This is a genomic window from Microbacterium gubbeenense DSM 15944 (assembly GCF_000422745.1).
Classification (GTDB): Bacteria; Actinomycetota; Actinomycetes; order Actinomycetales; family Microbacteriaceae; genus Microbacterium; species Microbacterium gubbeenense.
Genome location: NZ_AUGQ01000005.1, coordinates 55,544 through 81,523 on the forward strand (window position 1 = coordinate 55,544; position 25,980 = coordinate 81,523).

The 25,980-nt window shown below is 70.1% G+C and carries 22 protein-coding genes; 10 read left to right on the plus strand and 12 right to left on the minus strand.

From position 1 onward, the window contains the following. Position 1: 1 nt before the first annotated feature. Positions 2 to 1,210, minus strand: a complete 1,209-nt coding sequence (locus G510_RS15300) for an alpha-L-fucosidase (RefSeq protein ID WP_051216309.1) — start codon at positions 1,208 to 1,210, stop codon at positions 2 to 4. Between the two features lie 18 nt (positions 1,211 to 1,228). After that, the gene (locus G510_RS0103975) at positions 1,229 to 2,230 is read right to left on the minus strand and encodes a LacI family DNA-binding transcriptional regulator (protein ID WP_029152566.1); all 1,002 of its coding nucleotides are present in this window, start codon (positions 2,228 to 2,230) and stop codon (positions 1,229 to 1,231) included. Between the two features lie 177 nt (positions 2,231 to 2,407). On the opposite strand from G510_RS0103975, the gene G510_RS0103980 reads away from it, so the two are divergent. Continuing rightward, positions 2,408 to 5,038 (plus strand): polysaccharide lyase family protein, encoded by a 2,631-nt coding sequence (locus tag G510_RS0103980; RefSeq protein WP_029152567.1) that lies wholly within the window; start codon positions 2,408 to 2,410, stop codon positions 5,036 to 5,038. Between the two features lies 1 nt (position 5,039). On the opposite strand, the gene G510_RS0103985 is transcribed toward G510_RS0103980, so the two are convergent. Both G510_RS0103985 and G510_RS0103990 read right to left on the minus strand, forming a co-directional pair. Then, positions 5,040 to 5,507: an SIP domain-containing protein gene (locus tag G510_RS0103985; RefSeq protein WP_029152568.1), complete on the minus strand. Its 468-nt coding sequence runs from the start codon at positions 5,505 to 5,507 to the stop codon at positions 5,040 to 5,042. 36 nt (positions 5,508 to 5,543) lie between these two features. Next, on the minus strand, positions 5,544 to 6,008 hold the full coding sequence (locus G510_RS0103990; protein WP_029152569.1) for a carboxymuconolactone decarboxylase family protein: 465 nt from the start codon (positions 6,006 to 6,008) through the stop codon (positions 5,544 to 5,546). Between the two features lie 200 nt (positions 6,009 to 6,208). On the opposite strand from G510_RS0103990, the gene G510_RS0103995 reads away from it, so the two are divergent. The 6 genes from G510_RS0103995 to G510_RS0104020 are packed head-to-tail and all read left to right on the plus strand — an operon-like array spanning position 6,209 to position 12,017. After that, positions 6,209 to 7,108 carry an alpha/beta fold hydrolase gene (locus G510_RS0103995; RefSeq protein ID WP_029152570.1) on the plus strand — a complete coding sequence of 300 codons (900 nt, stop codon included), beginning with the start codon at positions 6,209 to 6,211 and terminating at the stop codon, positions 7,106 to 7,108. A 3-nt stretch (positions 7,109 to 7,111) separates the two neighbouring features. Beyond that, on the plus strand, positions 7,112 to 8,629 hold the full coding sequence (locus G510_RS0104000) for an ABC transporter substrate-binding protein (RefSeq protein ID WP_029152571.1): 1,518 nt from the start codon (positions 7,112 to 7,114) through the stop codon (positions 8,627 to 8,629). 4 nt (positions 8,630 to 8,633) lie between these two features. Next, positions 8,634 to 9,587 (plus strand): ABC transporter permease, encoded by a 954-nt coding sequence (locus G510_RS0104005; protein WP_029152572.1) that lies wholly within the window; start codon positions 8,634 to 8,636, stop codon positions 9,585 to 9,587. Further along, entirely contained in the window at positions 9,584 to 10,453 is an 870-nt protein-coding gene (locus G510_RS0104010) for an ABC transporter permease (protein ID WP_029152573.1), read from the plus strand. The genes G510_RS0104005 and G510_RS0104010 overlap by 4 nt, the downstream gene beginning before the upstream one ends. Further along, positions 10,450 to 11,238 (plus strand): ABC transporter ATP-binding protein, encoded by a 789-nt coding sequence (locus tag G510_RS0104015; protein ID WP_029152574.1) that lies wholly within the window; start codon positions 10,450 to 10,452, stop codon positions 11,236 to 11,238. Before G510_RS0104010 ends, G510_RS0104015 begins: the two co-directional genes overlap by 4 nt. Then, positions 11,235 to 12,017: an ATP-binding cassette domain-containing protein gene (locus G510_RS0104020; RefSeq protein WP_029152575.1), complete on the plus strand. Its 783-nt coding sequence runs from the start codon at positions 11,235 to 11,237 to the stop codon at positions 12,015 to 12,017. The genes G510_RS0104015 and G510_RS0104020 overlap by 4 nt, the downstream gene beginning before the upstream one ends. Here G510_RS0104020 and G510_RS17410 read toward each other — a convergent pair. From G510_RS17410 to G510_RS0104035, 3 genes are all read right to left on the minus strand, one after another. Then, positions 12,014 to 13,219, minus strand: coding sequence for a M23 family metallopeptidase (locus G510_RS17410; protein WP_084644187.1), 1,206 nt, complete (start codon positions 13,217 to 13,219; stop codon positions 12,014 to 12,016). The two genes, G510_RS0104020 and G510_RS17410, sit on opposite strands and share 4 nt — an antisense overlap. 69 nt (positions 13,220 to 13,288) lie before the next feature. After that, positions 13,289 to 13,972: a uracil-DNA glycosylase gene (locus tag G510_RS0104030; RefSeq protein WP_029152576.1), complete on the minus strand. Its 684-nt coding sequence runs from the start codon at positions 13,970 to 13,972 to the stop codon at positions 13,289 to 13,291. Beyond that, positions 13,972 to 14,742 carry an SDR family oxidoreductase gene (locus tag G510_RS0104035; protein ID WP_211219153.1) on the minus strand — a complete coding sequence of 257 codons (771 nt, stop codon included), beginning with the start codon at positions 14,740 to 14,742 and terminating at the stop codon, positions 13,972 to 13,974. The genes G510_RS0104030 and G510_RS0104035 overlap by 1 nt, the downstream gene beginning before the upstream one ends. Before the next feature lie 102 nt (positions 14,743 to 14,844). On the opposite strand from G510_RS0104035, the gene G510_RS0104040 reads away from it, so the two are divergent. Both G510_RS0104040 and metX read left to right on the plus strand, forming a co-directional pair. Then, positions 14,845 to 16,146 carry a bifunctional o-acetylhomoserine/o-acetylserine sulfhydrylase gene (locus tag G510_RS0104040; RefSeq protein WP_029152578.1) on the plus strand — a complete coding sequence of 434 codons (1,302 nt, stop codon included), beginning with the start codon at positions 14,845 to 14,847 and terminating at the stop codon, positions 16,144 to 16,146. Between the two features lie 137 nt (positions 16,147 to 16,283). Further along, the gene (gene metX, locus G510_RS0104045) at positions 16,284 to 17,489 is read left to right on the plus strand and encodes a homoserine O-acetyltransferase MetX (RefSeq protein ID WP_029152579.1); all 1,206 of its coding nucleotides are present in this window, start codon (positions 16,284 to 16,286) and stop codon (positions 17,487 to 17,489) included. Positions 17,490 to 17,492: 3 nt separating this feature from the next. Here the strand turns inward: metX and G510_RS0104050 are convergent, their stop codons facing one another. Genes G510_RS0104050 through G510_RS0104065 form a run of 4 tightly spaced genes read right to left on the minus strand, consistent with a single transcriptional unit; the run spans position 17,493 to position 21,149 of the window. Beyond that, entirely contained in the window at positions 17,493 to 18,713 is a 1,221-nt protein-coding gene (locus tag G510_RS0104050) for an MFS transporter (protein WP_036321902.1), read from the minus strand. A 48-nt stretch (positions 18,714 to 18,761) separates the two neighbouring features. Beyond that, the gene (locus G510_RS0104055) at positions 18,762 to 19,076 is read right to left on the minus strand and encodes a thiamine-binding protein (RefSeq protein ID WP_029152581.1); all 315 of its coding nucleotides are present in this window, start codon (positions 19,074 to 19,076) and stop codon (positions 18,762 to 18,764) included. Beyond that, positions 19,030 to 20,265, minus strand: a complete 1,236-nt coding sequence (locus G510_RS0104060) for a glycosyltransferase 87 family protein (protein WP_029152582.1) — start codon at positions 20,263 to 20,265, stop codon at positions 19,030 to 19,032. Before G510_RS0104060 ends, G510_RS0104055 begins: the two co-directional genes overlap by 47 nt. Continuing rightward, a complete protein-coding gene (locus G510_RS0104065) occupies positions 20,262 to 21,149 on the minus strand; it encodes an ADP-dependent NAD(P)H-hydrate dehydratase (protein ID WP_029152583.1) in 888 nt (295 codons plus the stop codon). The genes G510_RS0104060 and G510_RS0104065 overlap by 4 nt, the downstream gene beginning before the upstream one ends. Before the next feature lie 36 nt (positions 21,150 to 21,185). On the opposite strand from G510_RS0104065, the gene G510_RS0104070 reads away from it, so the two are divergent. Then, positions 21,186 to 22,259 carry an NADH:flavin oxidoreductase/NADH oxidase gene (locus G510_RS0104070; protein ID WP_029152584.1) on the plus strand — a complete coding sequence of 358 codons (1,074 nt, stop codon included), beginning with the start codon at positions 21,186 to 21,188 and terminating at the stop codon, positions 22,257 to 22,259. Between the two features lie 56 nt (positions 22,260 to 22,315). Here the strand turns inward: G510_RS0104070 and G510_RS0104075 are convergent, their stop codons facing one another. Further along, positions 22,316 to 25,975 carry a multifunctional oxoglutarate decarboxylase/oxoglutarate dehydrogenase thiamine pyrophosphate-binding subunit/dihydrolipoyllysine-residue succinyltransferase subunit gene (locus G510_RS0104075; RefSeq protein WP_029152585.1) on the minus strand — a complete coding sequence of 1,220 codons (3,660 nt, stop codon included), beginning with the start codon at positions 25,973 to 25,975 and terminating at the stop codon, positions 22,316 to 22,318. Positions 25,976 to 25,980 lie beyond the last annotated feature (5 nt).

Below are 25,980 nucleotides of genomic sequence, written 5' to 3' on the forward strand. Positions count from 1 at the left end.
CTCACTCGGGCAGGCGAACGACGACGGCGTCCGGCCGGGCCTCGGTCACCCGCGCGGCGGTTTCCGCGGTCCCGACGACCGCGATCAGGCGGTCCCCGCTCACCCACCCGCGCACCCAGGCGTCGCCCGCGGCGACGCTCGCCGCCTCGTCGGCCGTGAGCATGCGCCGGGACGAGGTGAGCGGCTTGATCGCGCTGAGCCACTCGGCGGCGCCCTCGAGGGTGCGCCGCTGCACGTCCGGGATCCGGCCCGACGCGTCCGGGCCGACGTTGAGCAGCAGCCGCCCCCCGCGCGAGACGACGTCGGCGTACAGCCGCGCGAGCTCGCGCGGCGACAGCGTCAGCGCCTCGTCCTCCACGCGGTTATGCCCGAACGAGAAGCCGAGCCCGCGCGTGTGCTCCCACCCGGATCCGCCCTCGTTGCCCACATCGTGGGCGTACTCGCTCGTGCGGTAGTCCCAGAGATCCGTTCCCCAGCGGTCGTTGACGATGCCGTCCGGCACGGCGTCGCGATAGTGACGGATCAGCTCGTCCAGCGACCCATCGTGCTTTCCGGCATCGGGCCAGTCGATGTCGTTCCAGATGATCGACGGGCGGAATCGGTCGATCAGGTCGCGCACGTGATCCGTGGCGTAGCGCGCGTACGCCGCGTCCGTCGGCCGGATGGTCTCGACGTCGTCCTGCGACTGAATCGGCGGGAGGTCCGTGAACGACCAGTCGAGCCCGCCGGAGTAGTACACGCCGAGCCGCATGCCCGCACGCCGGATCGCGTCGGCGAGCGGCGAGAGCAGGTCGCGCCGCGGACCGCGCGCGACCGTGTTGCGGCCGCCTGATCGCGGCGCCTCCCACAGCGCGATGCCGTCGTGATGCTTCGTCGTGGGGATCACGTAATCGGCCCCCACGGCGCGGAACAGGCTCGCCCAGTCGTCCGGATCGAACTGGTCGGGCGCCCACTCATCGAGGAAGCGGTCGTAGGGCTGGCCGGCGTGCGCCTCGGCCTGGTGCCGCGCCGCGGGCGAGCCCTCGATGCGCATCGTGTTGGCGTACCACTCGGCGTACGCGTTGTGCGCGAACCAGATCTCAGGGTCGATCGCGCCCCACGCGCCGGTCGGCTCGGCCCACGCCGGCACCGAGTACGGCCCCCAGTGGACGAAGATGCCGAGCGTGGCCTGCTGGGCCCATTCGGGCAGCGGGCGAGAAGAGTCGGTCACGGTGAGATCCTGTCGAAGTCAGCGGTGTCGGCGTACGGATTCGCCCGCCGTGAGGTCTGCGGGCACGGTCACGAAGCGCGGATCCCCGCCCGGCCCGCGGCCGATGCGCTCGAGCATGAGGCCCGCGGCCTTCTCGGCGATCACGTCGATCGGCTGCGCGATCGTCGTGGCGCGGGGCCTGCTCACGCGGGCGATGTCGTCGAGGTCGAACCCGACGAACGACAGCTCGTCCGGCACGGACAGGCCGGACTCGTTCAGCGCGATCAGGCCGCCGATCGAGAGGTCGTAGTTGGCGGTGAAGACGGCGCTCGGCCGGTCGTCGCGCGCGATCATCGCGTGCATCGCTCGGCGCCCGGCATCGACCGTCGGCTCGTCGTCCCTCAGCAGCAGGTCGCGGCCGCCGAGGCCCCGGCTCTCGAGCGCCTCGACGAACCCATCGCGGCGCTCGCCGAGCGACCCGATGGCGTCCCCGCCGCCGATGACGCCGATGCGCCGATGCCCGTGATCGAGCAGATGGAACGCCGCCATCGCCCCCGCCGCGCGGTTGTCGAGCTGCACATGGTCGGCCTCGAGGTCGGCGAAGGTGTGATCGATCGTCACGATCGGGAGCCCGGCTCGGCGGGCAGAGCCGAGAGCCGCGACGTCGTGCGGCGACGGAACCGACACGATCCCGTCGACCATCCGCGACCGCAGCGATTCCACCGCCTCGCCCGGGGCGTCGTCGAGCGCCGGGCTCGAGGAGACGAGCACGCCGATGCCATGGCGGCGCAGGTGCCGCTCCACCCCGGCGATGAGCGCGAGGATGAAGCCGTTGTCGAGCGACGGCACGAGCACCCCGACGGTCTCGGAACGGCCGCTGCGGAGGCCGCGGGCGACCCCGTTCACGCGAAAGCCGAGCTCGTCGGCGGCCTGCTTGATCGCGGTGGCGTTCTCGGGGCGCACGGGCGCCCCGTTGAAGTGCTTCGAGATCGTCGACAGCGACAGGCCCGTCGCGCGCTGGATGTCCTTGTAGGTCGCCATCGCCTCCCCCTCGAAGAACCGTTTCGGATATGTCTCGCGATCCCCAGCGTAATCTCGCGCCACCCCCTTGACAAGTCCGATGAATACGCCCTACATTCGGGACGGTTGATCACACGAAACGATTCGTTTCATTCGGTCGAACCCCTCACGACACACCCGCCAGGAAGGCTCCGTGACATGACACCCGACTTCGCAATGACGCGTCGCACGTTCGGACATCTCGCCGGCATCACGGCCGCCGCGCTCGCCGTGACGACCTACGCCTCGCCCGCCTCGGCGACCTCGTCGTCCGCGCGGCCGACGCTGGAGGAGACCGAGGCGGCCGTGATCGTCGACAACGGCCTCGTGCGCGTCGTGATCGACCGCTCCAACGGCCGCATGACGTCGCTCGTCTACGACGGAGTCGAGATGGTCGGCCGCGGCAACTACGACATGAACGCCGCGCGCGAGGGCGCGTCGCTGCCGCTCCCGGGAGCCGACGACGGCATCGTCGTGCGCCGCGAGCAGGACTTCGTCGACGTCGCCTATCACCATGCGCCCTCGAACGGCATGCCGTGCCACCTCGTGCGCCACCACATCATCCGCGCGGGCGAGCCGGGCATCCACCTCGCCTACAGCTACGACCACCCGGCCGAGCTGCACGGGTTCCGCATCGACCAGCATCGCTACGTGTTCTACACGGCGGGCGGCGTCTTCACGCACGCGTCGGTTCCGGACGACGCGAACGCGACCGCGTGGCGCGACGCCGCCGCGCGCATGCCCACGCCCGCGGAGATGTCGAGCGGCCGCACCGTGATGGATGCGACGACGGACCTCGAGGGCACCGGATCCGCATACCCGCGCCGGTACTACACGAAGTACGACTGGGCCGTGTACATGAAGGACCACTCCCTGCACGGCCTCTACGGCAGCGGGTACGGAATGTGGGCGGCCCTGCCGAACCTCGAGGCGTTCTCGGGCGGCCCCGTGCGTCAGGATCTCGTGCTGCATCAGAGGAACGACAGCCCCGTGCTGCTCGTCGAACCGCACGCGACGCACTACGGCTCTCGCCCCGTGCGCGTTTCCTCCGGCGAGGCCTGGCAGAAGACGTACGGCCCGTACTACGTCCACCTCAACAAGGGATCGGATCCTCGCGCGCTCCGGCAGGATGCGCTGACGAAGGCGCGCTTCGACGCGCACGCCGGCTTCTACGACCGCCTCGCGATCGAGGGTTGGACGCCGAAGCGCCAGCGCTCGCGCGTCATCGGCAAGGCGCACATTCCGGGCCTCCCCCTGCGCGACATCGTCGGATCCGTGGCCGTGCTGTCGGACAACCGCACGCCGATGCAGGACAGTGCGCTCGGCTACAACTACTGGTCCGAGGTCGGCCCCGGCGGCCACTTCTCGATCGCCGACGTGCGCCCGGGCACCTACCGCCTGACAATCTACGGCGAGGGGATCTGGGGCGAGCACGTCATCGACGACGTCACGATCGACGCGGGCAGCGTCGTGCGGCTCGGCCGCATGGTGTGGGAGCAGGAGGTGAGCGGCGAGACGATCTTCCAGATCGGATCCCCGACGCGCGATTCGCGGGAGTTCCGCGGCGGGCGCGACTTCCGCCAGTACGGCCTGTTCCACTCGTACCGTGATGAGTTCCCGGACGGGGTGACGTACGTCGTCGGGCAGAGCGACGACAACGACTGGAACTACATCCACTACCAGCGCGCGTACGAGATCTCCGCGCCGGAGGGCACGATCGTGCCGGAGAACGCCGAGGGCGTTCGCCTGTTCGACTTCGGCGGATCCGCCTCCCCTCTCGCCGCCGGGTACGAGCGGGTCGCGAACGACACGCTCTACTCGTCGGGCGGCGGGTTCGGGCTCGATCGCGCGACCGACTTCCGGGATCGCGACGCCGGCGGCGACCTGCAGCGCGACTTCATCGTCGGCGGCGCCACGTTCTTCGTCGACCTCCCCGACGGCGAATACGACGTGACGGTGATCTCGGGTGACGCGATCGCCGGCAACGCGACGACCGTCGCGATCGGATCTTCAGCCCCCGTGGCGCTCGACACGGCCACCGGCGAGTACGCGGTCCACACGCAGCGCGTCGCCGTCTCCGGCGGGCGCCTCGACGTGGTCGCGTCGGGTGACGGGCGGCTGAACGCCGTCGAGATCGTCGCGGTCGACGCCGCGATCCCCGTCCTCGACTCCCTGAGCGTCGACGGCAGCGACGTCACGCCGTCGTTCAGCGCGTTCCGCTCGGACTTCGCGGTCGATCTGCCGCACGATCGCGACACGGTGCGCGTCCGCGCCACGGCGCGCAGCGGATCCGTCGTGGACATCGACGGCGTGCGCGTGCCGGACGACGGGCTCGACGTCGCCGTCTCGGACGAGCACAACGTCATCGAGATCCGCGTGACGTCGCCCGGCGCCGCCGCGCCGTCGACGTACCGCCTGCACGTCACCCAGCAGGAGAAGCCCTGGCGGATCGTCTTCGGCCTCGACCAGCCGACCGCGGGCCGTCGCGCGACACTGACCGTGTGGCTCGCGGCATGGGCGATGGGATCCGCGCTGCCGATACCGGACGAGCAGAGCAACCTGACCATCCGCGTGAACGGCGAGCCGTTCGTGTGGACATTCGAGCCGGACGACGCCCGCGGCGCGACCTATCGGAGCGGCCGCGGAGGGAGGAATTTCCACCGCGAGTTCACGTTCGATGCCGCACTGCTCACGCCGACCGACAACGTGATCACGCTGCAGATCAATGAGGGCGCCGAGCACCTCTGGAACGAGGCAGCCTACGACGCGATCCGGCTCGAGCTCGCCTGAGTCACACGTACTGGCGGAGCGCCTCGGAGACCGTGATGCGGTCGCGGTCGAAGCCGATGGCGCCCGTCAGGTGCTCGACGATGTCGGCCGTGGCGACGTAGCCACCGAGCAGGGTGATGTTCGTCTCGTGCGCCTCGTCGCCGCAGAGCATCTCGTCGGCGTAGGCGATTGCGGAGCGCGTCATCGCGACGCCCGGGCGGCACAGCTCGGCCGTTCCGGGGGCGCCGCGGCGCACGGAGCGGTCGAGCCAGGTCACGGTCATGCGCAGCGGCGCCTGCAGGGCGCAGATCCACGATGCGTCGGGAACCTCGATGAACACGCGGCCCGACGCGCACATCGGCAGCGTCGCGAGGACCAGCTCGAGGTCGGCGAGCGAGCGCTCGTCGGCCACCACGAGGTGCTGCGCACGCGCGTGATGGTGCGAACGGCAGGCTGATTCGTCGTGGGAGGTGGCCGGGCGTGTTGTCATAGTGGTTCCAGTGTACGCCCGGAAATGTAGGATCGCCTAACCTTGCCTGGACGCGACCTCGTACCGCCCGGCGATCGCCTGGCGGTTGAACGCGTTGATGGCGATCGCCAGCCAGCTCACGCCGATGTACTCCTCCTCCGTCAGCACGGAGCCGACGCGGTTGTACACCTCGTCCGAGATCCCGTCCTGGTGGATCAGCGTGTGCGCCTCGGCGAGCTCGAGCGCCGCGCGCTCGCGCTCGGTGAACACCCCGCTGTCGCGCCACGCGGTGAGCTGCCCGAGCTCGTCCATCGTCACGCCGGCCTTCTCGGCCCGGTCCACGTGCACGCGCATGCAGTACGCGCAGCCGTTGATCTGCGAGCACCGCAGCTGCACGAGCTCCGTCAGCCTGTCGTCGAGGCCGTGCTCGCGCGCGTGAGCGCCGACCGCCTTCGAGAACTCCTGGAGTGCCTGGTAGACGCCCCGCGCCCGCCTCGCCAGATGTACGCGATTCTGAGTCATGAACGCACCCTACCGAGAGGAGGCGAAAATCGCGCGGAAAATCACACTGCACGCTCCTAGAAACTCACATGCGGCATTCTGCGCACTTCTGTCGCAATAGACTGTGCGTTATTCGATCTGATTTCGTCGCGGCCGCTCGCGACCGCCACAATGGCACTGTTCGATACCCGCGAACGTCCCCTGCTCAAGGATCCCCCTCAATGACGACGCACGCCGACCTGAACGAGTTCTCCTTCCTCGCCGATGATGCCCGCGACCAGGGTGCGGAGGCGCCCGCCGCCGCGCGCGTTCAGCTCGAGCTGCCGGACGGCCGCGCCCTCAGCGCGATCCGGTACGGATCCGGCACGCCGAACGCGGTGTTCCTGCACGGCGCGGGCCTCAACGCGCACACCTGGGACCGCACCGTCATCGACCTCGGTGCCCCCGCCCTCTCGCTCGACCTCCCGGGGCACGGCGACTCGTCGTGGCGCACCGACGCCGATTACGCCCCCGAGACGATCGCGCCCGACGTCATCCGCGCGATCGAGGAGTGGGCGTCAGCGCCCATCACGCTCGTCGGCCAGTCGCTCGGCGGCCTCACTGCCGCGCACGTCGCCTCCGCGCGCCCCGATCTCGTCTCGGACCTGATCCTCGTCGACATCGTGCCGGGGATCGGATCCGGCGGGCCGTCGCAGCTCTCCGCGTTCTACGCCCGGCTCGAGTTCGAATCCGTCGATGACGTCTTAGACCACGCCCTGGCGTTCGGCCTCGGCGGATCGCGGGACAAGGCGCTCCGCGGCGTGCTGCTGAACACGCGCACGCGCGAGGACGGCGTCGTCGAGTGGAAGCACCACCTCGCGCACGTGCTGTCCGAGAAGACCGAGGTGCCGCGCCTGCGCGACCACCACGACACCGACTGGGACGCGCTGCGCCGGGTCGCTCAGCCGATCACCCTCATCGCCGGATCCCGCGGCTACCTCGGCGACGACGACCTCGCCGCCTTCGCCGCGGCGCAGCCCGAGGCGCGCATCGTCACCGTCGACGCCACGCACAACGTGCAGGAGACGGCCCACCGCGACATCGCCGACCTCGTCCGTTCGACCCGTCCCGAAAGAACCTGACCCATGGTCTCCTTGCCCTCTCGCCGGATCGCTGCAGGATCCGTCCTCGCCGCCGGAGCGCTCGTTCTCGCCGGCTGCTCCGGATCGACGTCCCCTTCCGAGCCCTCCGGCGGGCCGGATCCGGACGCCACGCTCACCGTCGGCCTCGTGCTCGAGCCGACGAACCTCGACATCCGCCACACCTCCGGCGCCGCCCTCGAGCAGGCGCTGATCGAGAACGTCTACGAGGGCCTCGTCTCCCGCGGCGATGACTCAGGCGTCGAGCCGGCTCTCGCGAGCGACTGGCAGGTCTCCGACGACGGGCTGACGTACACCTTCGAGCTGCAGGACGGCGTCACCTTCCACGACGGATCCGCCCTCACCGCGGACGACGTCGTGGCATCGCTCGACGACGTGCGCTCGGACGAATCGACGATCGGCTACGCCGACCTGCAGGTGATCGACACCCTCACGGCCGTCGACGACGCCACGGTCGAGGTCGCCCTCGCCGAGCCGAACCAGAACTTCCTGTTCACCCTGACCGGCCCCGCCGGCGTGATCCTCGATTCCGAGGACGAAACCGACCTGGCCACCGCGGCCAACGGCACGGGCCCGTTCACGCTCGCGAACTGGAGCCAGGGCGACAGCATCACGTTCGAGCGCAACGACGATTACTGGGGCGAGAAGGCCGGCGTTGCGGAGGTCGTGTTCGCCTACATCCCCGAGGCGACCGCGCTCGTGAACGCGGGCCTCGACGGCTCGGTCGACGTGCTCACGGGCGTCGAATCCGACCTCGCCCCGCAGCTCGAGGACGCCTTCGAGGTGACCGAGGGCGAGACGACCGACAAGTTCATCCTCGCGTTCAACGAGCGGGCCGCTCCCCTCGACGACATCCGGGTGCGCGAGGCGCTGCGCCTCGCGATCGACCACGACGCGATCCTCGAGCGCGTCGGCGCGGGCGAGAAGCTGTTCGGGCCGATTCCTCCGCTCGATCCCGGCTACGAAGACCTCTCCGACACGATCTCGTTCGACCCCGACCGCGCGCGCGAGCTGCTCGCCGAGGCGGGCGCCGAGGACCTCGAGCTGACGATGACCGTCTCGAACACGTACCCCACGTACTTCTCGACGCTGCTCGTGTCGATGTTCGACGACATCGGCGTGACGCTCGACGTCGAGCCCGTCGAGTTCTCGACCTGGCTCAACGACGTATACACGAACCGCGATTACGAGCTGAGCTTCGTCAATCACGTCGAGCCGCGCGACTTCAACTCGTGGGCGAACCCCGACTACTACTACGCACTCGCCGACAACGACGCGTTCACCGAAGTGCAGTCGCTCTACGTCGACGCGATGCGCGAGACGGATCCCGACGCGTCGGCCGCGCTGCTGGCCGAGGCCGCGCGCGTGGTCGCCGCGCAGCACCCCGCCGACTGGCTGTTCACACGCAGCGACATCGTCGCCCTCGCGCCCGGCATCGAGAACTTCCCGGTCGCCTCGACGAGCACGAGGCTGGACGTCGCGGACGTGACCGTCACCCGCTGATCCCATGCTCCGTTACGCCGCCACACGGATCCTGTTCCTCGCGCTGGGCCTGCTCGTCGCGAGCGCGCTCATCTTTGCGACCCTCAGGATCCTGCCCGGCGACGTGGCGCAGATGATCGCGGGCACGGAGGGAACGCCCGCGCAGGTCGAACGGATCCGCTCAGACCTCGGGCTCGACCGGCCGGTCGCCGCGCAGTATTTCGAGTGGATCGGCGGGGTGCTGACCGGCGACCTCGGCACGTCGATGCTCACGCGCGCGAGCGTGGCGGGCGAGATCGCGGCCAAGGCGCAGGTGACGATTCCGCTCGGCGCCCTGTCGCTCGTCATCGCGCTCGCGTTCGCGCTCCCCCTCGGCGTCGTCTCGGCGGTGCGGCACCGCACCCACACGGGAACCGCGATCGGGGTCGTCTCGCAGCTGCTCGCGGCCGTGCCGGTTGTCTGGGCGGGCCTCATGTTCGTGGTGCTGTTCGCGGTGCTGCTCGGCTGGCTCCCGGCGCAGGGCTTCCCGCGGGCGGGCTGGCAGGATCCGGTCGGCGCGATCCGCGCCCTGATCCTCCCGGCGGTCACGATCGGCATCGTCGAGGGCGCGATGCTGATGCGCTTCGTGCGCAGCGCCACGCTGCAGGCCCTAGGCGAGGACTTCGTGCGCACGGGTGCCGCGAAGGGCCTCACGCGCACGCAGTCGCTCGTGCGCCACGGGCTGCCGGCCGTCGGGCTGTCGGTGATCACGGTGCTCGGCATCCAGATCGCCGGCATCATCGTCGGTGCGGTCGTCATCGAGCAGGTCTTCACGCTCCCCGGCATCGGGCGCATGCTGGTCACCGACGTCGGCGCGCGCGACCTCACGATGGTCCAGGGCGAGCTGCTCGTGCTCACGGGCTTCGTGCTGATCGTCGGGTTCGTCGTCGACCTCATCCATCACCTGGTCGATCCGCGGCAGAGGGAGGACCAGCGATGAGCGCGCTCCGACGCCTCTGGCGGATCCCCGTGGGGCGCGCCGCGCTCATCGTCATCGCGGTCGTCGTGCTCACGGCGCTCGTGTCGGTCGTCTGGACGCCGTTCGACCCGCGGCGCGCGGACGCGTACGCCTCCTGGGCCTCCCCGAGCTGGCCGCATCTGCTCGGCACCGATGGCACGGGCCGCGACATCCTCTCGCTCGTCATGGCGGGATCGCGCATCACGGTGCTCGTCGCCGTCGGCGCCGGCATCGTCGCGACCCTCGTCGGCGTCGTGCTCGCCGCGCTCGGCGCGCTCACGGCGCGGCCGGTGCGCGAGTCGGTCGCCGTGCTCGTCGACATCCTCATCGCGTTCCCCGTGCTGCTGATCGCGATGATGATCGCGGCCGTGTGGGGCGGATCCCTGTGGGTCGTGATCTGGTCGGTCGGCATCGGATACGGCGTCAACATCGCCCGCGTGGCCCGCGCGGAGCTGCGCCGGGTGAACCGGTCGGACTTCGTCACCGCCGCGCAGGCCGCCGGGCTCACGCGCTCGCAGATCCTCGTGCGCCACCTGCTGCCGAACGCGGCGCCCGTGTTCATCGTGCAGCTGTCGTGGTCGATGGCCGCCGCCGTGCTCGCCGAGGCGGGCCTGTCGTACCTGGGATTCGGTGCCCCCGTCACCCAGCCGAGCTGGGGTCTGCTGCTCAGCGAGCTGCAGAATTACCTCACGCTGCACCCGCTCGCGGTGCTGTGGCCCGGCATCGCGATCACGCTGACCGTGCTCGCGCTCAACCTGCTGGGTGACGCGCTGCGCGAGGCGACGGATCCCACGCTCGCCCGTGGCGAGAAGCGCACCCAGTCGCACACCCCGGGGGTGATCGCATGAGCCTCATCGTCGAGGACCTCTCGGTCGAGATCGGCGGAACCCGCGTCGTGGACGGCGTCAGCTTCGAGGTGCCGGACGGCGCGCGAACCGGGATCATCGGGGAATCGGGGTCGGGCAAGTCGCTGACCGCGCTCGCGATCATGGGGCTGCTCCCCGACGGCGCGTTAGCGAGCGGGTCGATCCGGTGGGACGGCCGCGAGCTGATCGGCATGCCGGATCGCGAGCGCGCGCGGATCCGCGGCCGCGAGATCGGCATGATCTTCCAGGAGCCCGCCTCGGCGCTCAACCCGATCCGCCGGGTCGGCGTGCAGATGTCGGAGGCGGCGCGGATCCATCGCTCGGTGAACCGGCGCGATGCGGCAGCCCTCGCGGTCGACCTCGCGCGCGACGTGGGGCTCCCCTCCCCCGAGACCGTCGTCGACAGCTATCCCCACCAGCTCTCGGGCGGACAGCGGCAGCGCGTCGGCATCGCCGCCGCGCTCGCGGGCCGCCCGTCGCTCGTCGTCGCCGATGAGCCGACGACCGCGCTCGACGTCACGGTGCAGCAGGGCATCCTCGACCTGCTCGCCGGCCTCGTGACGGGCGGCGGCGTCTCGCTGCTGTTCATCACGCACGACCTCGCGGTGCTCGCGCAGATCGCGACCCACGCGATCGTGCTCGAGCACGGACGCGTGGCGGAGTCGGGCGAGGTCGCACGCCTGCTCTCGGCGCCGGAGCATCCCGTCACCCGCGGCCTCCTGCGCGATGCGAGAGCGACCCTGTGGCGCCCCGGAGGGACATCATGAGCGAGGTCATCCTGCAGGCGCGCGGCGTCACGCGCGAGTTCTTCGCGCCGCGGCGCACGCTGTTCGACAAGCGCACGAGGTCGTTCGCGCTGGGCCCGGTCGATCTCACGGTGCGCACGGACTCATCCGTGGGCATCATCGGCGAGTCCGGATCAGGCAAGTCGACGCTCGCGCGGCTGCTGCTCGGCCTCGATCAGCCGACGTCGGGGGTCGTCGAGGTCGGCGGGATGGCGGTCGATGCGGGGGCGAAGGCCCGCGACCTGCGCTGGCTGCGGCGCGCCATGGGCGTCGTCCTGCAGGATCCGTACGGATCGCTCGACCCCCGGATGAGCGTCGGCCGCATCGTCGGCGAACCGCTCTGGGCGCTCGGCATCGACGGCGACCGGCGAGCGCGCGTCGCGGAGGTGCTCGCTCGCGTCGGCCTCGAGGGCGTCGAGGACCGCTACCCGCACGAGTTCTCCGGTGGGCAGCGTCAGCGCATCGCGCTCGCGCGAGCGATCGTGCACCGCCCGCGTATCCTCGTGGGCGACGAGCCACTCAGCGCGCTCGACGTGACGGTGCGCGCAGAGGTCCTCGATCTGCTCGGCCAGATCCGGCGCGAGGAGGGCATGACCCTCATCCTGATCAGCCACGACATCGGCGTCGTTCAGAACGTGTGCGACGAGGTCGTGGTGATGACGGACGGATCCGTCGTGGAACAGGGCGCAACGAACGAGGTGCTCGTGCACCCGCGCCACGATTACACGAAGCAACTTCTCGCGGCGATCCCGACGATCTAAGGCGCGGTGGTCTCCGCCGGCGCCGACGTCTCGGCTGGGGCGGACGGCGAAGGCTCGGTCGGAGCCGGCTCCGTGGGCGCGGGTTCCGTCGGAGCGGGCTCGGTGGGCGCAGGTTCCGTCGGAGCGGGCTCGGTGGGCTCGGGCGTCGGAGGCGCGGTCGGCTCGGTCGTGGGAGTCGGCGTCGTCGGGGGCGTCGTCGGCTTCGGCGAGGTCGTGGGCGTCGGCTCCGTCGTCGGGGATGGGGACTTCGTCGGGTTCGGCGACGTCGTCGGATCCGGGCTCTTCGACGGCGAGGGGCTCGTCGTCGGCTCGGTGGACGGCGTGGGCGTCTCGGACGGCGTGCCCGCGGGCTGCGGCTCGGTCGTCGCCGGGGGCTCGGGAGGCACGGGCAGACCGGGCACGATTGTGATCGGCGACGCGGATCCGCCTGTCAGCAGCGGGTACGGATCGATCGGCGTGCCGTTCTTGCGCAGCTCGAAGTGCAGGTGGTTGCCGAAGCTGTGCCCGGTGTTGCCGACGCCGCCGAGGTGGTCGCCGGTCTCGACCCAGTCGCCGACCGCGACGGTGCGGCTGCCGTAGGTCATGTGCCCATAGACGCTCTGGTAGCCGTCGACGTGCTGGATGACGACCGCGACGCCGTATCCGAAGTAGGTGTCGCTCGAGGCGATGACGACGCCGGGCGCCGCGGCGCCGATCGGCTCACCGGCACCGGCCGCGAGGTCGATGCCCATGTGGTTGCCGCCGCGGGTGCCGAAGTGATCGCTGATGAAGTAGTTGTCGATCGGCCAGGCGAGCTCCTTGAGCGAGCCGAGGTTGTACGTGCCGTCGGAGAGCCACTTGGGGTCGATGGGCAGACCCTTCGCGCGCGCGTCGGCGACGAGCTTCTTGAAGGCGTCGCTGCGGATCGACTCGAGGTCGTCGGCCGTCGCGGCCGCGTACACGCTGTGCGCCAGTTCCGACGCGCTGGCCTGGGAGTCTTCCTCCGTCACGCCGCCGTGCCCGTGCTCTTCGTCGTCGTGCGCGGCGAGATCGGCGCCGGCTGCGGCCGCGATCGGCTGCGACGGCACGCTCTCATCGCTCAACGGCGTCGACACGAGCGACACGACAACGACCGCACAGGTCGCCGCAAGAACACCTGCGGCAACAGCGACACGCGCAACACGAGGATGCGACACGGCACGCGTCGCCCACTTCAGAAGCATCAAATTTTCCCCCTGTATGTCATCATCGCTGATAAGTAACGGTTGTGACAAGTGGCGATCACGAACTGGTCACATAACGCGCCATTCGACGGGATCCGCTCCCTGCTCCGCGAGCAGCTGATTCGCACGCGAGAACGGCCGGGATCCGAAGAATCCTCGGCGGGCCGACAGCGGCGACGGGTGGGCCGATTCGATGCGCGGCGCGCGTCCGAGGAGCGGCGCGAGGCTCTTCGCCTGGGCGCCCCAGAGGATCCCGACGAGCGGGCGGCCGCGCCCCGCGAGCACCCGGATCGCGTGGTCGGTCACCTCCTCCCACCCCCAGCCCCGGTGCGACGCCGGCGCGCCGGGCGCGACCGTGAGCACGCGGTTGAGCAGCATCACGCCCTGATCGGCCCAGCTCGACAGGTCGCCGTGCGCGGCGGGGGCGAGCCCGAGATCGGTCCGCATCTCCTTGTAGATGTTGCCGAGGCTGCGCGGCAGAGGCCGCACGTCGCGCTCGACCGAGAAGCTGAGCCCGACCGCGTGGCCGGGCGTGGGATATGCGTCCTGCCCGACGATCAGCACCTTCACGTCCGTCAGCGGGCGCTGGAACGCGCGCAGCACGCGATCGCCCTCCGGCAGGTACGGCTGGCCCTCGTCCCGCAGGCGGTCGCCGATCGCGCGGATCGTGCCGGCGACCGGCTCGAGGGCCGCCGCCCAGCCCGCGTCGATCAGTCCCTCGTGGGCGAGGCGCTCCAGCGGCCGCCCCGGCATCAGACGCGCGGCGCGAGGGGCCCGCGGTGCAGGGCGTGCTGCGCCCCCTGCGCGACGGGCCGCATGGTGATCAGATCGAGATTCACGTGGCCCGGAAGACCCAGGCAGTAGGCCACGACGTCGGCGACGTCTTCGGCCACGAGCGGCGAATCGACACCGTCGTACACGGCATCCGCCGCGGCCTGGTCGCCGAGGCGCGTCAGCGAGAACTCGGGCGTGTGCACGAGGCCCGGGGCGATCTCGAACACGCGGATCGGCTCGCCGACGAGCTCCTGACGCAGCACGCGCGGGATCATCGCCTCGGCCGCCTTCGCCGCGTTGTACCCGCCGCCGCCCGGATACGCGCCCTGCGCGGCGGTCGAGGTGAGGAACAGGAGGTCGGCGTGCGTTCCCTGATCCGCAGCCGTGCGCCGCAGCTGCGGCAGGAACGCCTTCACGAGCCGCTGGGCGGACAGCGCGTTCATCTCGAACATGCGCAGCCACTCGTCGCTGTCGCCGTCCTCGACGCGGTCGGATCCGAGCGCGCCCCCGGCGATGTGCACGAGCGCGTGCACGGGATCCGTGCCCGCGAACTCGGCGAGCGCGTCGATGTCCTGCTGGCGCGTCAGATCCGCCGCGAAGACCTCAGCGCCGGTCTCCCGGGCCAGACTCTCCAAGCGGTCCGCGCGGCGGGCGACGCCGATAACGTCCCACCCGCGCTCGCGGAGCAGGACGACGCTCGCCCGCCCGATCCCTGAACTGGCACCCGTGATGATCGCGCGTCTGGTCATACCCCCACCTTATGTCTGATCATTTCGGGGCGGTTGGTCGGGGCCGTCCGGCCTCGTAAGGTCGTCTCAAGCATCCAAAATCCGTACAAGGCAGGGGAACCCATGTCCGAAACCGCCAAGTGGGCGTTCGAGACCCAGCAGATCCACGCGGGCGCGCAGCCCGACCCGACCACCGGCGCGCGCGCGACGCCGCTCTACCAGACCACGGCTTACGTGTTCAAGGACGCGGATCACGCCGCGAACCTGTTCTCGCTCGCCGAGCCGGGCAACATCTACACGCGCATCATGAACCCGACGCAGGACGTCGCCGAGCAGCGCATCGCGGCGCTCGAGGGCGGCACGGGCGCGCTGCTCGTCGCGAGCGGCCAGGCGGCCGGAACGTTCGCCGTGCTCAACATCGCGAAGGCGGGCGATCACATCGTCTCCTCGGGCGCGATCTACGGCGGCACGTTCAACCTGTTCAAGTACACGCTCGCGAAGCTCGGCATCGAGACGACGTTCATCGATAACCAGGACGACCTCGACGAGTGGCGCCGCGCCGTGCGCCCGAACACGAAGCTGTTCTTCGCCGAGACGATCGGCAACCCGCAGGCGAACGTGCTCGACATCCGCGGCATCGCCGACATCGCGCACGAGAACGGCCTCCCGCTGATCGCGGACAACACGATCGCGACGCCGTACCTGATCCGCCCGTTCGAGCACGGCGCCGACATCGTCACGCACTCAGCGACGAAGTTCCTGTCGGGCCACGGCACCGTGGTCGTCGGCGCGATCGTCGACGGCGGCACCTTCAAGTGGTCCGAAAACACCGAGCGGTTCCCGGGCCTCACGGATCCGGACCCGTCGTACCACGGCGTCAGCTTCACGGGCGCGCTGGGCGACGACGTCGCGTACATCACGAAGGCGCGCGTGCAGCTGCTGCGCGACCTCGGATCCGCGGCGTCGCCGAACAACGCCTGGCAGCTGCTGCAGGGCATCGAGACCCTGTCGTTGCGCATCGAGCGCCACGTCGAGAACACGCAGGCGATCGCGGAGTGGCTCGAGCAGCACCCCGACGTCGCGACAGTCAGCTACTCCGGCCTGCCGTCGTCGCCCTGGTACGAGGCCGGCAAGAAGTACGCCCCCAAGGGCGTCGGCGCCGTGCTGTCGTTCGAGCTCAAGGGCGGCGTCGCCGCGGGGCGCGCATTCGTGAACTCGCTGAAACTGTTCAGCCACCTGGCGAACATCGGCGACGTGCGCTCGCTCGTGATCCACCCGGCCTCGACGACGCACTCGCAGCTGAGCCCCGAGGAGCAGCTCGCCGGCGGCGTCACCCCGGGCCTCGTGCGCCTCTCGGTCGGCCTGGAGCACATCGACGACCTGAAGGCCGACCTGGAACAGGCGTTCACCCAGGCCCGCGCATAGCCGCCCCTTCTCCCCTCCCCCGCCCGCTTTTCTTCATTTCTGGCACTTTTCTTGCGCTGTGCGCTGAAGAAAAGTGCCAGAAATGAAGGTTTGGGGGGCGGCGGCCTGGGCGTTCGACTTCGGGCAGAATGGATCCGATGGACTGGCAGATCTCTGAAGACACCGTGCCGTCGGCTCCCGTGACGGAGGCCGACGCGCGCTCGATGGCGGGGCGGCCTCCCGCGTCCGGGGCGTGGCAGGACGGGGATCCGTCCGGGCATCGGCAGTTCGCCTGGCTCGGCGCGTTCACGACCGAGCGCGGCGACACGCTCCCCCACATGCGCCTCGCCTACGAGACGTGGGGCGAGCTCAACGCCGACGCCTCCAACGCCGTGCTCGTGCTGCACGCCTTCACCGGCGACAGCCACGTGCGCGGCGAGGCCGGCCCCGGCCACGCGACGGCGGGCTGGTGGGAGGACATCGTCGGCCCCGGCTGCCCCCTCGACACGAACGAGCTGTTCGTAGTCGTGCCGAATATGCTCGGCGGGTGCCAGGGATCCACCGGCCCCGCGAGCATCCACCCCGACGGCGACCACTGGGCGTCGCGGTTCCCGTACGTCACGGTGCGGGATCAGGTCGACGCGCAGCGCCTGCTCGCCGACCGCCTCGGCGTCGAGCGCTGGCACGCCGTGATCGGCGGATCCATGGGCGGCATGCACGCGCTCGAGTGGGCCGTCACGCACCCGGATCGCGTCGCGCGGCTCGGCGTGATCGCCGCCCCTCCCGCGAACTCCGCGGATCAGATCGCCCAGAACTCGACTCAGCTCGAGGCGATCTCGATCGATCCGGGCTTCTCCGGCGGCGACTATTACGAGGCCGGATCGGGCGAGGGGCCGCACCGCGGCCTCGCCCTCGCACGCCGCATGGCGATGCTCAACTACCGCGGCATCGTCGAGCTGAACAAGCGGTTCCAGCGCTCGTGGCAGTCGGACGTCAGCCCCCTGGGGCACGGCGGGCGGTTCGCCGTCGAGTCCTACCTCGATTTCCACGGCAACAAGTTCACGCGCCGCTTCGACGCGAACAGCTACATCCGCCTCGTCGAGGCCATGGACTCGCACGACATCGGGCGTGACCGCGGCGGGATCGAGGACGCGCTACTGCGCGTCAAGGCGCGCACGCTCGTGGTCGGCATCGACACCGATCGCCTGTTCCCCCTCGAGGGGCAGCGGCGCATCGCGCGCGGGATCCCGACGACGATCCACGGCGACGAGCCGGTCATCATCACGAGCGACTTCGGCCACGATGGGTTCCTCATCGAGACCGACGTGCTCGGCCACCACCTGCGAGCGCTGCTCGCCGAATAGCAGCTAGACGGCGACCGGGGCCCGTCGCTTATCCATCGCGAAGGACGCCAGTGCGATTCCGACGCCCGCGAACGACATCACGATGCCGAGCCACGCGGGCGCGGCGTAGCCGAGACCGGCCGCGATGACGACGCCGCCGAGGGCCGCACCGACGCTGTTGCCGATGTTGAGCGCCGAGTGGTTGAGCGCGGCGCCGATCGCCTGGTACGGGCCGGACACGTCGAGCAGGCGCAGCTGGATGCCCGGGACCGCCGTCTGGCTGAGCGCTCCGAACACGAACAGCGCTGCGGCGAGCGCGACCGGCCACGACGAGGCCACCGCGACGCCGCCGGATGCGATCCCGACGAGCGTCAGCCCGATCACGATCGTCTTCTTCACGCTCAGGTCGGCGAGGCGGCCGCCGATGATGTTGCCGACGACCATGCCGAGGCCGATCGACATGAGGGCGATCGGCACGGCCCACTCGGGCCCGCCCGCGGCCTCGGTCATGAGCGTGGAGATGTAGCTGTAGATCGAGAAGAACGCCCCGAACCCGACGGCGCCAAGCAGCAGCGTCATCCACACCTGTGGGATGCGGAACACGCCGAACTCCGCGAGAAACGACCTTGTCCTGTCGCCGCCGTGGTGCGGGATGAACAGCCAGCACATGACGAGCGCGAGGGCGAACACCATCGCGACGACGACGTACGCCGCGCGCCACCCGAAGTGCTGGCCGAGAAAGGTTCCGCCCGGCACTCCCACGACGTTCGCGACCGTCAGGCCGCTCATCACCATGGCGACGCCCCATCCGCGGCGCTTCGGGCCGAGGATCTCGCTCGCGATCACGGTCGACATGCCGAAGAAGGCGCCGTGCGGCAGCCCGGAGAGCAGGCGCGTGGCGGCCATGGTCTCGAACGTCGGTGCGACGAACGTCAGCGCGTTCGTCACGAGCAGCGCGGCGACGAGGATCACCATCACGCGGCGCCGCGGGAAGCGCGCCACGAAGGCGGCGATGGTCGGCGCGCCGATCACGACGCCGAGCGCGTAGAGGCTGATGAGGATGCCCGCCTGCGCGATCGCGTCCTCCTGGCGCGCCTCGTAGAGGGGCTGCAGGAGGTCGCCCGCGATGCCGGGCAGCAGACCCATCGAGACGAACTCGGTCATGCCGATTCCGAAAGCGCCGATAGCCATAGAGAGGAGCGCCATCGTCGCCGCACCCCTCGACACATTGGTCGAGGTAGTCATCTCTCGAGCGTAGAGGAGCCCCGCCTGGGTACGGGCCGAGTCCGGCGCCTACTGCGCCGACTGGTCGATCGCGGCTTCGAGCCGCTCCACCTTCGCGTCGAGCTCGCCCGAGTATCCCGGGCGGATGTCGGCCTTCAGCACGAGCGACACGCGGGATCCGAACGGCGCGACGGCCTCCGTCGCCCGCTTCACGACGTCCATCACGGTGTCCCAGTCGGGACCCTCGATCTCGGTGAACATCGAGGACGTGCGGTTCGGCAGGCCCGAGTCGCGCACCACCTTGACGGCGGCGGCGACGGCGTCGTGGACGGATCCGTCAGATCCGCTCGTTCCCGACGGGGCGACGGAGAAGGCGACGAGCACGGGGGTTCCCTTCGTGGATCGGCGTGCGCCAGAGGCTCACGACAGCCCAGACGCCGAGAGCGACGACGAGCGCGTTGCGCATGCCGAGAACCGTCACCACCACCGTATCGCTCGCGAGCACGTGGTGGTAAAAGACCGGATACACGAGGTGCGTCAGCCCCGCCGCGACGAGCGCGAGGAACGCGGGGCCGTTCGCACTCGCCCGATCCCACACCAGCCACAGCACGAGCGGGGCGACCAGCCAGGTCTGGAACTGCGGGGATCCGACCTTGTTGCAGACGATGAGCGCGACCACGAGCGCGAGGGCCAGCGGCGGCAGCACCGCGCGCACGGCGGATCCCGCGCGGACGCGCCAGACGCCGATGGCACAGATCCCGGCGACGACGATCGCCATCAGCGGCGACAGCAGCTGCGCCACAAGCTCCACGCCCGAGCCCGTCACCTGATACGTCAGGATCTCGCGGTCGTAGTAGATCTGCGCGCCGCCGGCCCCGAACAGGAACGGTGTCGCCGCGACCGCCTCGATCTGAAGGCCGCGGTCGCCCTGCGTCGTGATGAACCCGAGCAGGTGGGTCGCCCCGCCCGCCAGCACCACGACGCCCGCGATGATCACGGAGACGATCGCGCCGCCGGCGATGACCTGCCACCGTCCGCGCAGCGCGACCACGAGGGCGGCGACGAGGGCGGCCGGCCAGACCTTCATCCAGGTCGCAGCCCCCACCAGCAGGCCGGCGACGCGCGGGTGGCGCAGGGCGAGCAGCAGGCCGACGACCGTGATCGGCACCGTGACGGCGTCGAGCCGGAAGATGCCGATCGGGCCGAGAACGGCGATGAACAGCGCCCAGAATCCGCCCGCGATCACTCGTGACGTCGACCGGCCGCGGCCGACCAGCACCGCGAACGCGACGCAGTCGAGCACCGCCACCATGACGGCCCACGCGAGCGAGTACGACGAGAACCAGACGAGCGCCTGCGCGAGCACCATCGGCGCGAGGGCGAGCGGCGGGTAGACCCATGCGGCGGTCACTCCCATCACGTCAGCGCCCATGATCGCGGCCCGGCTCCACGGCTCGTACACCAGGTAGGTGTCACCCATCGGCTGGTTCGGCCACAGCCATCCGAGCGCGATCGCGATGGCGTGCGCGATGAGAAACCCGGCCCAGAGCGCGGCGAGACGCGCACGCGTCATGCGGTGGCCTCGAGGAACGCCTCGGGAAGGCTCTCTGCGACGTCGAGCGCCGTGATCGGCATACCCGGCCCCGCGGCGATGCGCCCCGCCGTGCCGTGTAGCCAGGCGGCCGTCGCGGCGATCGGGCCCAGCTGTTCCACGTCGATCTCCTCGGCGGATCCGCGCACCGCCCCCGCAAGAATCGACCCCATCGCGCCCGCGAGCACGTCGCCCGTACCGGCGGTCGCGAGCCACGAAGTGCCCGACCGCACGACCGTCCACCATCCACCGGGCGTGGCGACGATCGTCTCGGCGCCCTTCAGGAGCACCACGCCGCCGAGCGCGACGGCCGTCTCGCGCACCACGGCCACCCGCTCGCGGAAGTCGCCGTCGAGCCGCTCGGCGAGGGGATCCACGTCGATGTCGTCGACGCCGAGCCCGAGCGGAATTCGCACCTCGCGCAGCTCGCCCGCGTGGGGCGTGACGATGAACGGGCTGTGGGCGCGCGTGGCGAGGTCCAGGGCTCCCGCATCGATCACGACGGGCGCGGGCGAGGCGAAGATGCCCTGGATCACGTTCGTGACCTTCTCTGTGCGGGTGCGGGCATCGATTCCGCTGCCCACGACGAATGCGTCGGCGCGAGTCATGCCCATGACCGTCTCGGGCCTGCGCTCGAGCACCAGCCGGCCGACCTGTTTGTCGCCGAACCAGGTCACCATGCCGATTCCGGCACGCCATGCGCCCTCGACCGAGAGCACCGCGGCGCCCGGATACCGGCCGCTTCCCGTCAGCAGCGCGACGGCGCCGCGGGAATACTTGTAGTCATCACGCGTTGGCAGGCGAAGGACCCCGCGGGCATCGCTCGCCGTCCATTCGTCCGTGTGCCATTCGTATCCCCCGGGCATGCGCTAACACTATCGATCCGTCTTCGAAAGGCCGCAATGAGCCAGCTATTCGCACCGATCACGATCCGCGACGTCGTCGTGCCGAACCGACTGTGGGTCTCCCCCATGTGCATGTACAGCGCGAACGACGGGATCGTGAACGACTGGCACCACGTGCACCTGTCGCAGTTCGCATCGGGCGGCGCGGGCCTTGTGATCTCCGAGGCGAGTGCCGTCGTCGCCGAGGGGCGCATCTCCCCCGAGGACGCGGGGATCTGGACGAGCGAGCAGGCCGACGCGTGGCGCCCGATCACGCGATCGATCCGGGATCGCGGCGCGGTCGCGGGCATCCAGCTCGCGCACGCCGGCCGCAAGGCGTCGACATACTCGCCGTTCGCCGACGGATCCGGTTCCGTCGCCGAATCTGACGGCGGGTGGCAGACGGAGGCCCCGTCCGCCATCGCATACGACGGCTTCGCCGAGCCCGAGGCGATGACGATCGACCGGATCCGCGAGGTGACGGCCGCGTTCCGCGCCGCCGCCCGCCGCGCCCTCGACGCGGGATTCCAGGTGCTCGAGGTGCACGCCGCCCACGGCTACCTGCTGCACGAGTTCCTCTCGCCGCTCACGAACGTGCGCGAGGACGAGTACGGCGGATCCCTCGAGAACCGCGCGCGCTTCGTCCTCGAGGTCGTGCGCGAGGTGCGCGCCGAGGCCGGCGACGGCGTGCCCGTGTTCGTACGCTTCTCCGCGACTGACTCCGCACCCGGCGGCCTCACCGTCGACGACGTCGCGACGGTCGCGGGCTGGGCGGTCGAGGCGGGAGCCGACCTGTTCGACGTGTCCTCGAGCGGGCTCGTCGCGCACCAGCAGATCGACGCCTACCCCGGCTATCAGGTGCCGTTCGCGTCGACCGTGCGCCGGACGACCGGCGCGCTGACCGGATCCGTGGGCATCATCACGGGCGGCGCCCAGGCCGAGCAGATCCTCGCGGCGGGGGACGCCGACGTCATCCTCGCGGGGCGCGAGTGGCTGCGCGACCCGCACTTCGGCCTGCGCGCGGCGTCCGAGCTCGGCGAGGATCCGACCGGCATCTGGCCTGCGCAGTACATCCGGGCCCACCGCGGCTGACGCGCACGCGAAAGGCGGCCGGTCCCCACGGGGATCCGGCCGCCTTTCGCGTGCGATCAGTGCGCGAGCGCGCGCTTCATCAGGTCGGCCTGCTCGACGGCGTGCACCTTCGACGAGCCGGTCGACGGCGCGGCCGCGGCCGGACGCGCGACGACCGAGAGCGTCTGGCCGACGGCCCCGGAGATCCACTGCTGGATGAACGGCCATGCACCCTGGTTCTCGGGTTCATCCTGCACCCAGACGAACTCGGTCGCGTTCGGGTACTGCGCGAGAATCCGGCCCAGTTCCTCGACCGGGGCCGGGTAGAACTGCTCGAGGCGCACGAGGGCGATCGACGGGTCGGGCTGCTTGTCGAGCTCGGACGCGAGATCCCAGTGCAGCTTGCCCGACTGCAGCAGCACGCGCGTGACCTTGCTGCGGTCGATGCCGCGCTCGTCGTCGAGAACGGGCTCGAACGAACCGCTCGCGAAGTCGGCGACCTCGCTCGTCGCACCGCGCAGGCGCAGCATCGCCTTCGGGGTGAAGACCACGAGCGGGTGGCGCGGGCGCGAATACGCCTGACGGCGCAGCAGGTGGAAGTAGGACGCCGGCGTCGACGGACGCGCGACGGTCATGTTGTCCTGTCCGCACAGCTGCAGGAATCGTTCGATGCGCCCGGACGAGTGGTCGGGGCCCTGGCCCTCGTAGCCGTGCGGGAGCAGCATGACCACGCCCGATTTCTGGCCCCACTTCTGATCGGCCGCCGAGACGAACTCGTCGATGATCGGCTGGGCGCCGTTGACGAAGTCGCCGAACTGCGCCTCCCAGAGCACCAGCGCGTTCTTGTTCTCGACCGAGTAGCCGTACTCGAACCCGAGCGCCGCGTACTCGCTGAGCAGCGAGTCGTACACGCTGAGGCGCGCCTGGTCCTCGGCGAGGTTCGACAGCGGCAGCCATTCCTGGCCGTTCACGCGGTCGTGGAAGACCGCGTGGCGCTGCACGAACGTGCCGCGACGGGCGTCCTGGCCGACGAGGCGCACAGGGGTGCCCTCGAGCAGCAGGGATCCGAACGCCAGCAGCTCGCCGAAGGCCCAGTCGACCTTGCCCTCGCGGCTCATCTGCAGGCGCTTGTCGAGCAGCTGCTTGAGCTTGGCGTGCACCGTGAAGCCATCGGGGATGTTCGCGTGCGCGTCGCCGATCTGCTCGACGACCGCAGTGCCGACGCCCGTCTCGTCGGGCTCGCCCTCGATCTCGGGCTTGAGCTGCTCCGGGGTGATGACCGGGATCGTGCCCGTCTCAGCGGCGTGCGTCTCGGCGAACGCGACCTCGAGGCGATCCTGGAAGTCGGCCTTCGCGGCCTCGTACTCCTCTTCCGTGATGTCTCCGCGACCGACGAGCGACTCGGTGTAGAGGCGGCGCACCGAGCGCTTCGCCTCGATGAGGCCGTACATCAGCGGCTGCGTCATCGACGGGTCGTCGCCCTCGTTGTGGCCGCGACGGCGGTAGCAGATGAGGTCGATCACGACATCGGCCTTGAAGCGCTGGCGGTACGCGAACGCGAGCTCCGCGGCGCGGATGACCGACTCGGGGTCATCGCCGTTGACGTGCAGGATCGGCGCTTCGATGGTCTTGGCGACGTCAGTGGCGTACATCGAGGTGCGAGCGTCCTGCGGCAGGGTCGTGAACCCGACCTGGTTGTTGACGACGACGTGGATCGTGCCGCCCGTGCGGTAGGCGCGCAGCTGCGACATCTGCAGGGTCTCGACGACGACGCCCTGGCCCGCGAAGGCTGCATCGCCGTGCACGAGGATCGGGAGCCAGGGGAAGGAGCCCTTCTCGTACTCGTCCTGCTTCGCGCGCACGATGCCCTCGAGCACGCCGTCGACGGTCTCGAGGTGCGATGGGTTGGCCGCGAGGTGGATGTCGATGTCGTTGCCGTCGGAACCGTGGAAGACGCCCTCGGTGCCGATGTGGTACTTGACGTCGCCGGATCCGCGCTTGTTGCCGGCCAGCGCGCCCTCGAACTCGCTGAACACGTCGCCGTACGTCTTGCCGGCGATGTTCGTCAGAACGTTGAGGCGACCGCGGTGCGCCATGCCGATGGCGGCGCCCTTCATGCCGTCGCTCGCCGCGCCGTCGATCACGCGGTCGAGCAGCGGGATCAGCGATTCGCCGCCCTCGAGCGAGAAGCGCTTCTGGCCGACGTACTTCGTCTGCAGGAACGTCTCGAACGCCTCGGCCTGGTTGAGCTTGCTGAGGATGCGCAGCTGCTCGTTGTGGTGCGGCTTCTCGTAGGGGCGCTCGAGCTGTTGCTGGAACCACTCGCGCTGCGTGTGGTCGCGAATGTGCATGTACTCGATGCCGATCGTGCGGCAGTACGTGTCGCGCAGGAGGCCCAGGGTGTCGCGCAGCTTCGCCTGGCGGCGTCCGCCGAATCCGTTCGTGACGAACTCGCGTTCGAGATCCCAGAAGCTCAGCCCGTGCGACTCGATCTCGAGGTCGTGGTGCTCGCGCTGCACGTACGCCAGGGGGTCGACGTCGGCCATGAGGTGGCCGCGCACGCGGTAGGCGTTGATGAGCTCCTGCACGCGCGCGGTCTTGTCGATCCGCTCCGAGAGGTCGACCGACACATCGGGATTCCAGCGGATCGGCGCGTACGGGATGCGCAGCGCCGCGAAGATGTCCTCGTAGAAGCGCTCCTGGCCGGCGAGCAGCTGGTGGACGACCTTGAGGAACTCGCCCGACCCGGCACCCTGGATCACGCGGTGGTCGTAGGTGCTCGTGAGCGTGATCGTCTTGCCGATCGCCAGCTCGTTGAGCGTCTTCTGGCTGGACCCGGCGAATTCGGCCGGATAATCGAGCGCACCGGCGCCGATGATGCAACCCTGGCCCTGCATCAGGCGCGGCACGGAGTGCACCGTGCCGATGCCGCCCGGGTTCGTGAGCGAGACCGTCGTGCCCGCGAAGTCGGCGGCCGTGAGCTTGTTCGCGCGGGCGCGCTTGATGAGATCCTCGTACGCCACGAGGTACTCGTTGAACGTCAGCGTCTCGGCCTTCTTGATGCTCGGAACCATGAGCGCGCGCGTGCCGTCGGGCTTCGGCAGGTCGATCGCGATGCCGAGGTTGACGTGAGCGGGAGCGACGACGCTCGGCTTGCCATCGATCTCGGCGTAGTACACATTCTGGCTCGGGAACGCCTTGAACGCCTGGATCAGCGCCCAGCCGATGAGGTGCGTGAACGACACCTTTCCGCCGCGGGTGCGCGACATGTGGTTGTTGATGACGATGCGATTGTCGATCATCAGCTTGGCCGGGATCGTGCGCACGCTCGTCGCGGTCGGAACCGAGATCGACTGATCCATGTTCTTCGCGAGCGTCTTCGGAAGGCCTCGGAGAGGTGTGACCTTGTCTTCGACCCCGTCATCGACGGCCTCGGCCTTCTTCGCGACGGGCTGTGCCGGAATCGGCGCCTCGGACGCGGGCCTCGCGGTCGTCTTCGCGACGCGGACCGGCTGGGTCTGCGGCTTCGTCACGCTGGGCGACGGCGGCTGTGCTTCTGCGGGCTGAGCGGCGGCTCCTGCGGACTGGGCAGCATACTGCTCCATCACCGGCCACCACTCCTTGTCGACCGAGTTCTTGTCGACCTTGTACTGCTGAAAGAGTTCATCGACCAGCCATTGGTTGGCCCCGAATTCCCCTTCGTTCGACGTACCGACACCCGTCACCTGACTCGACACGGTCA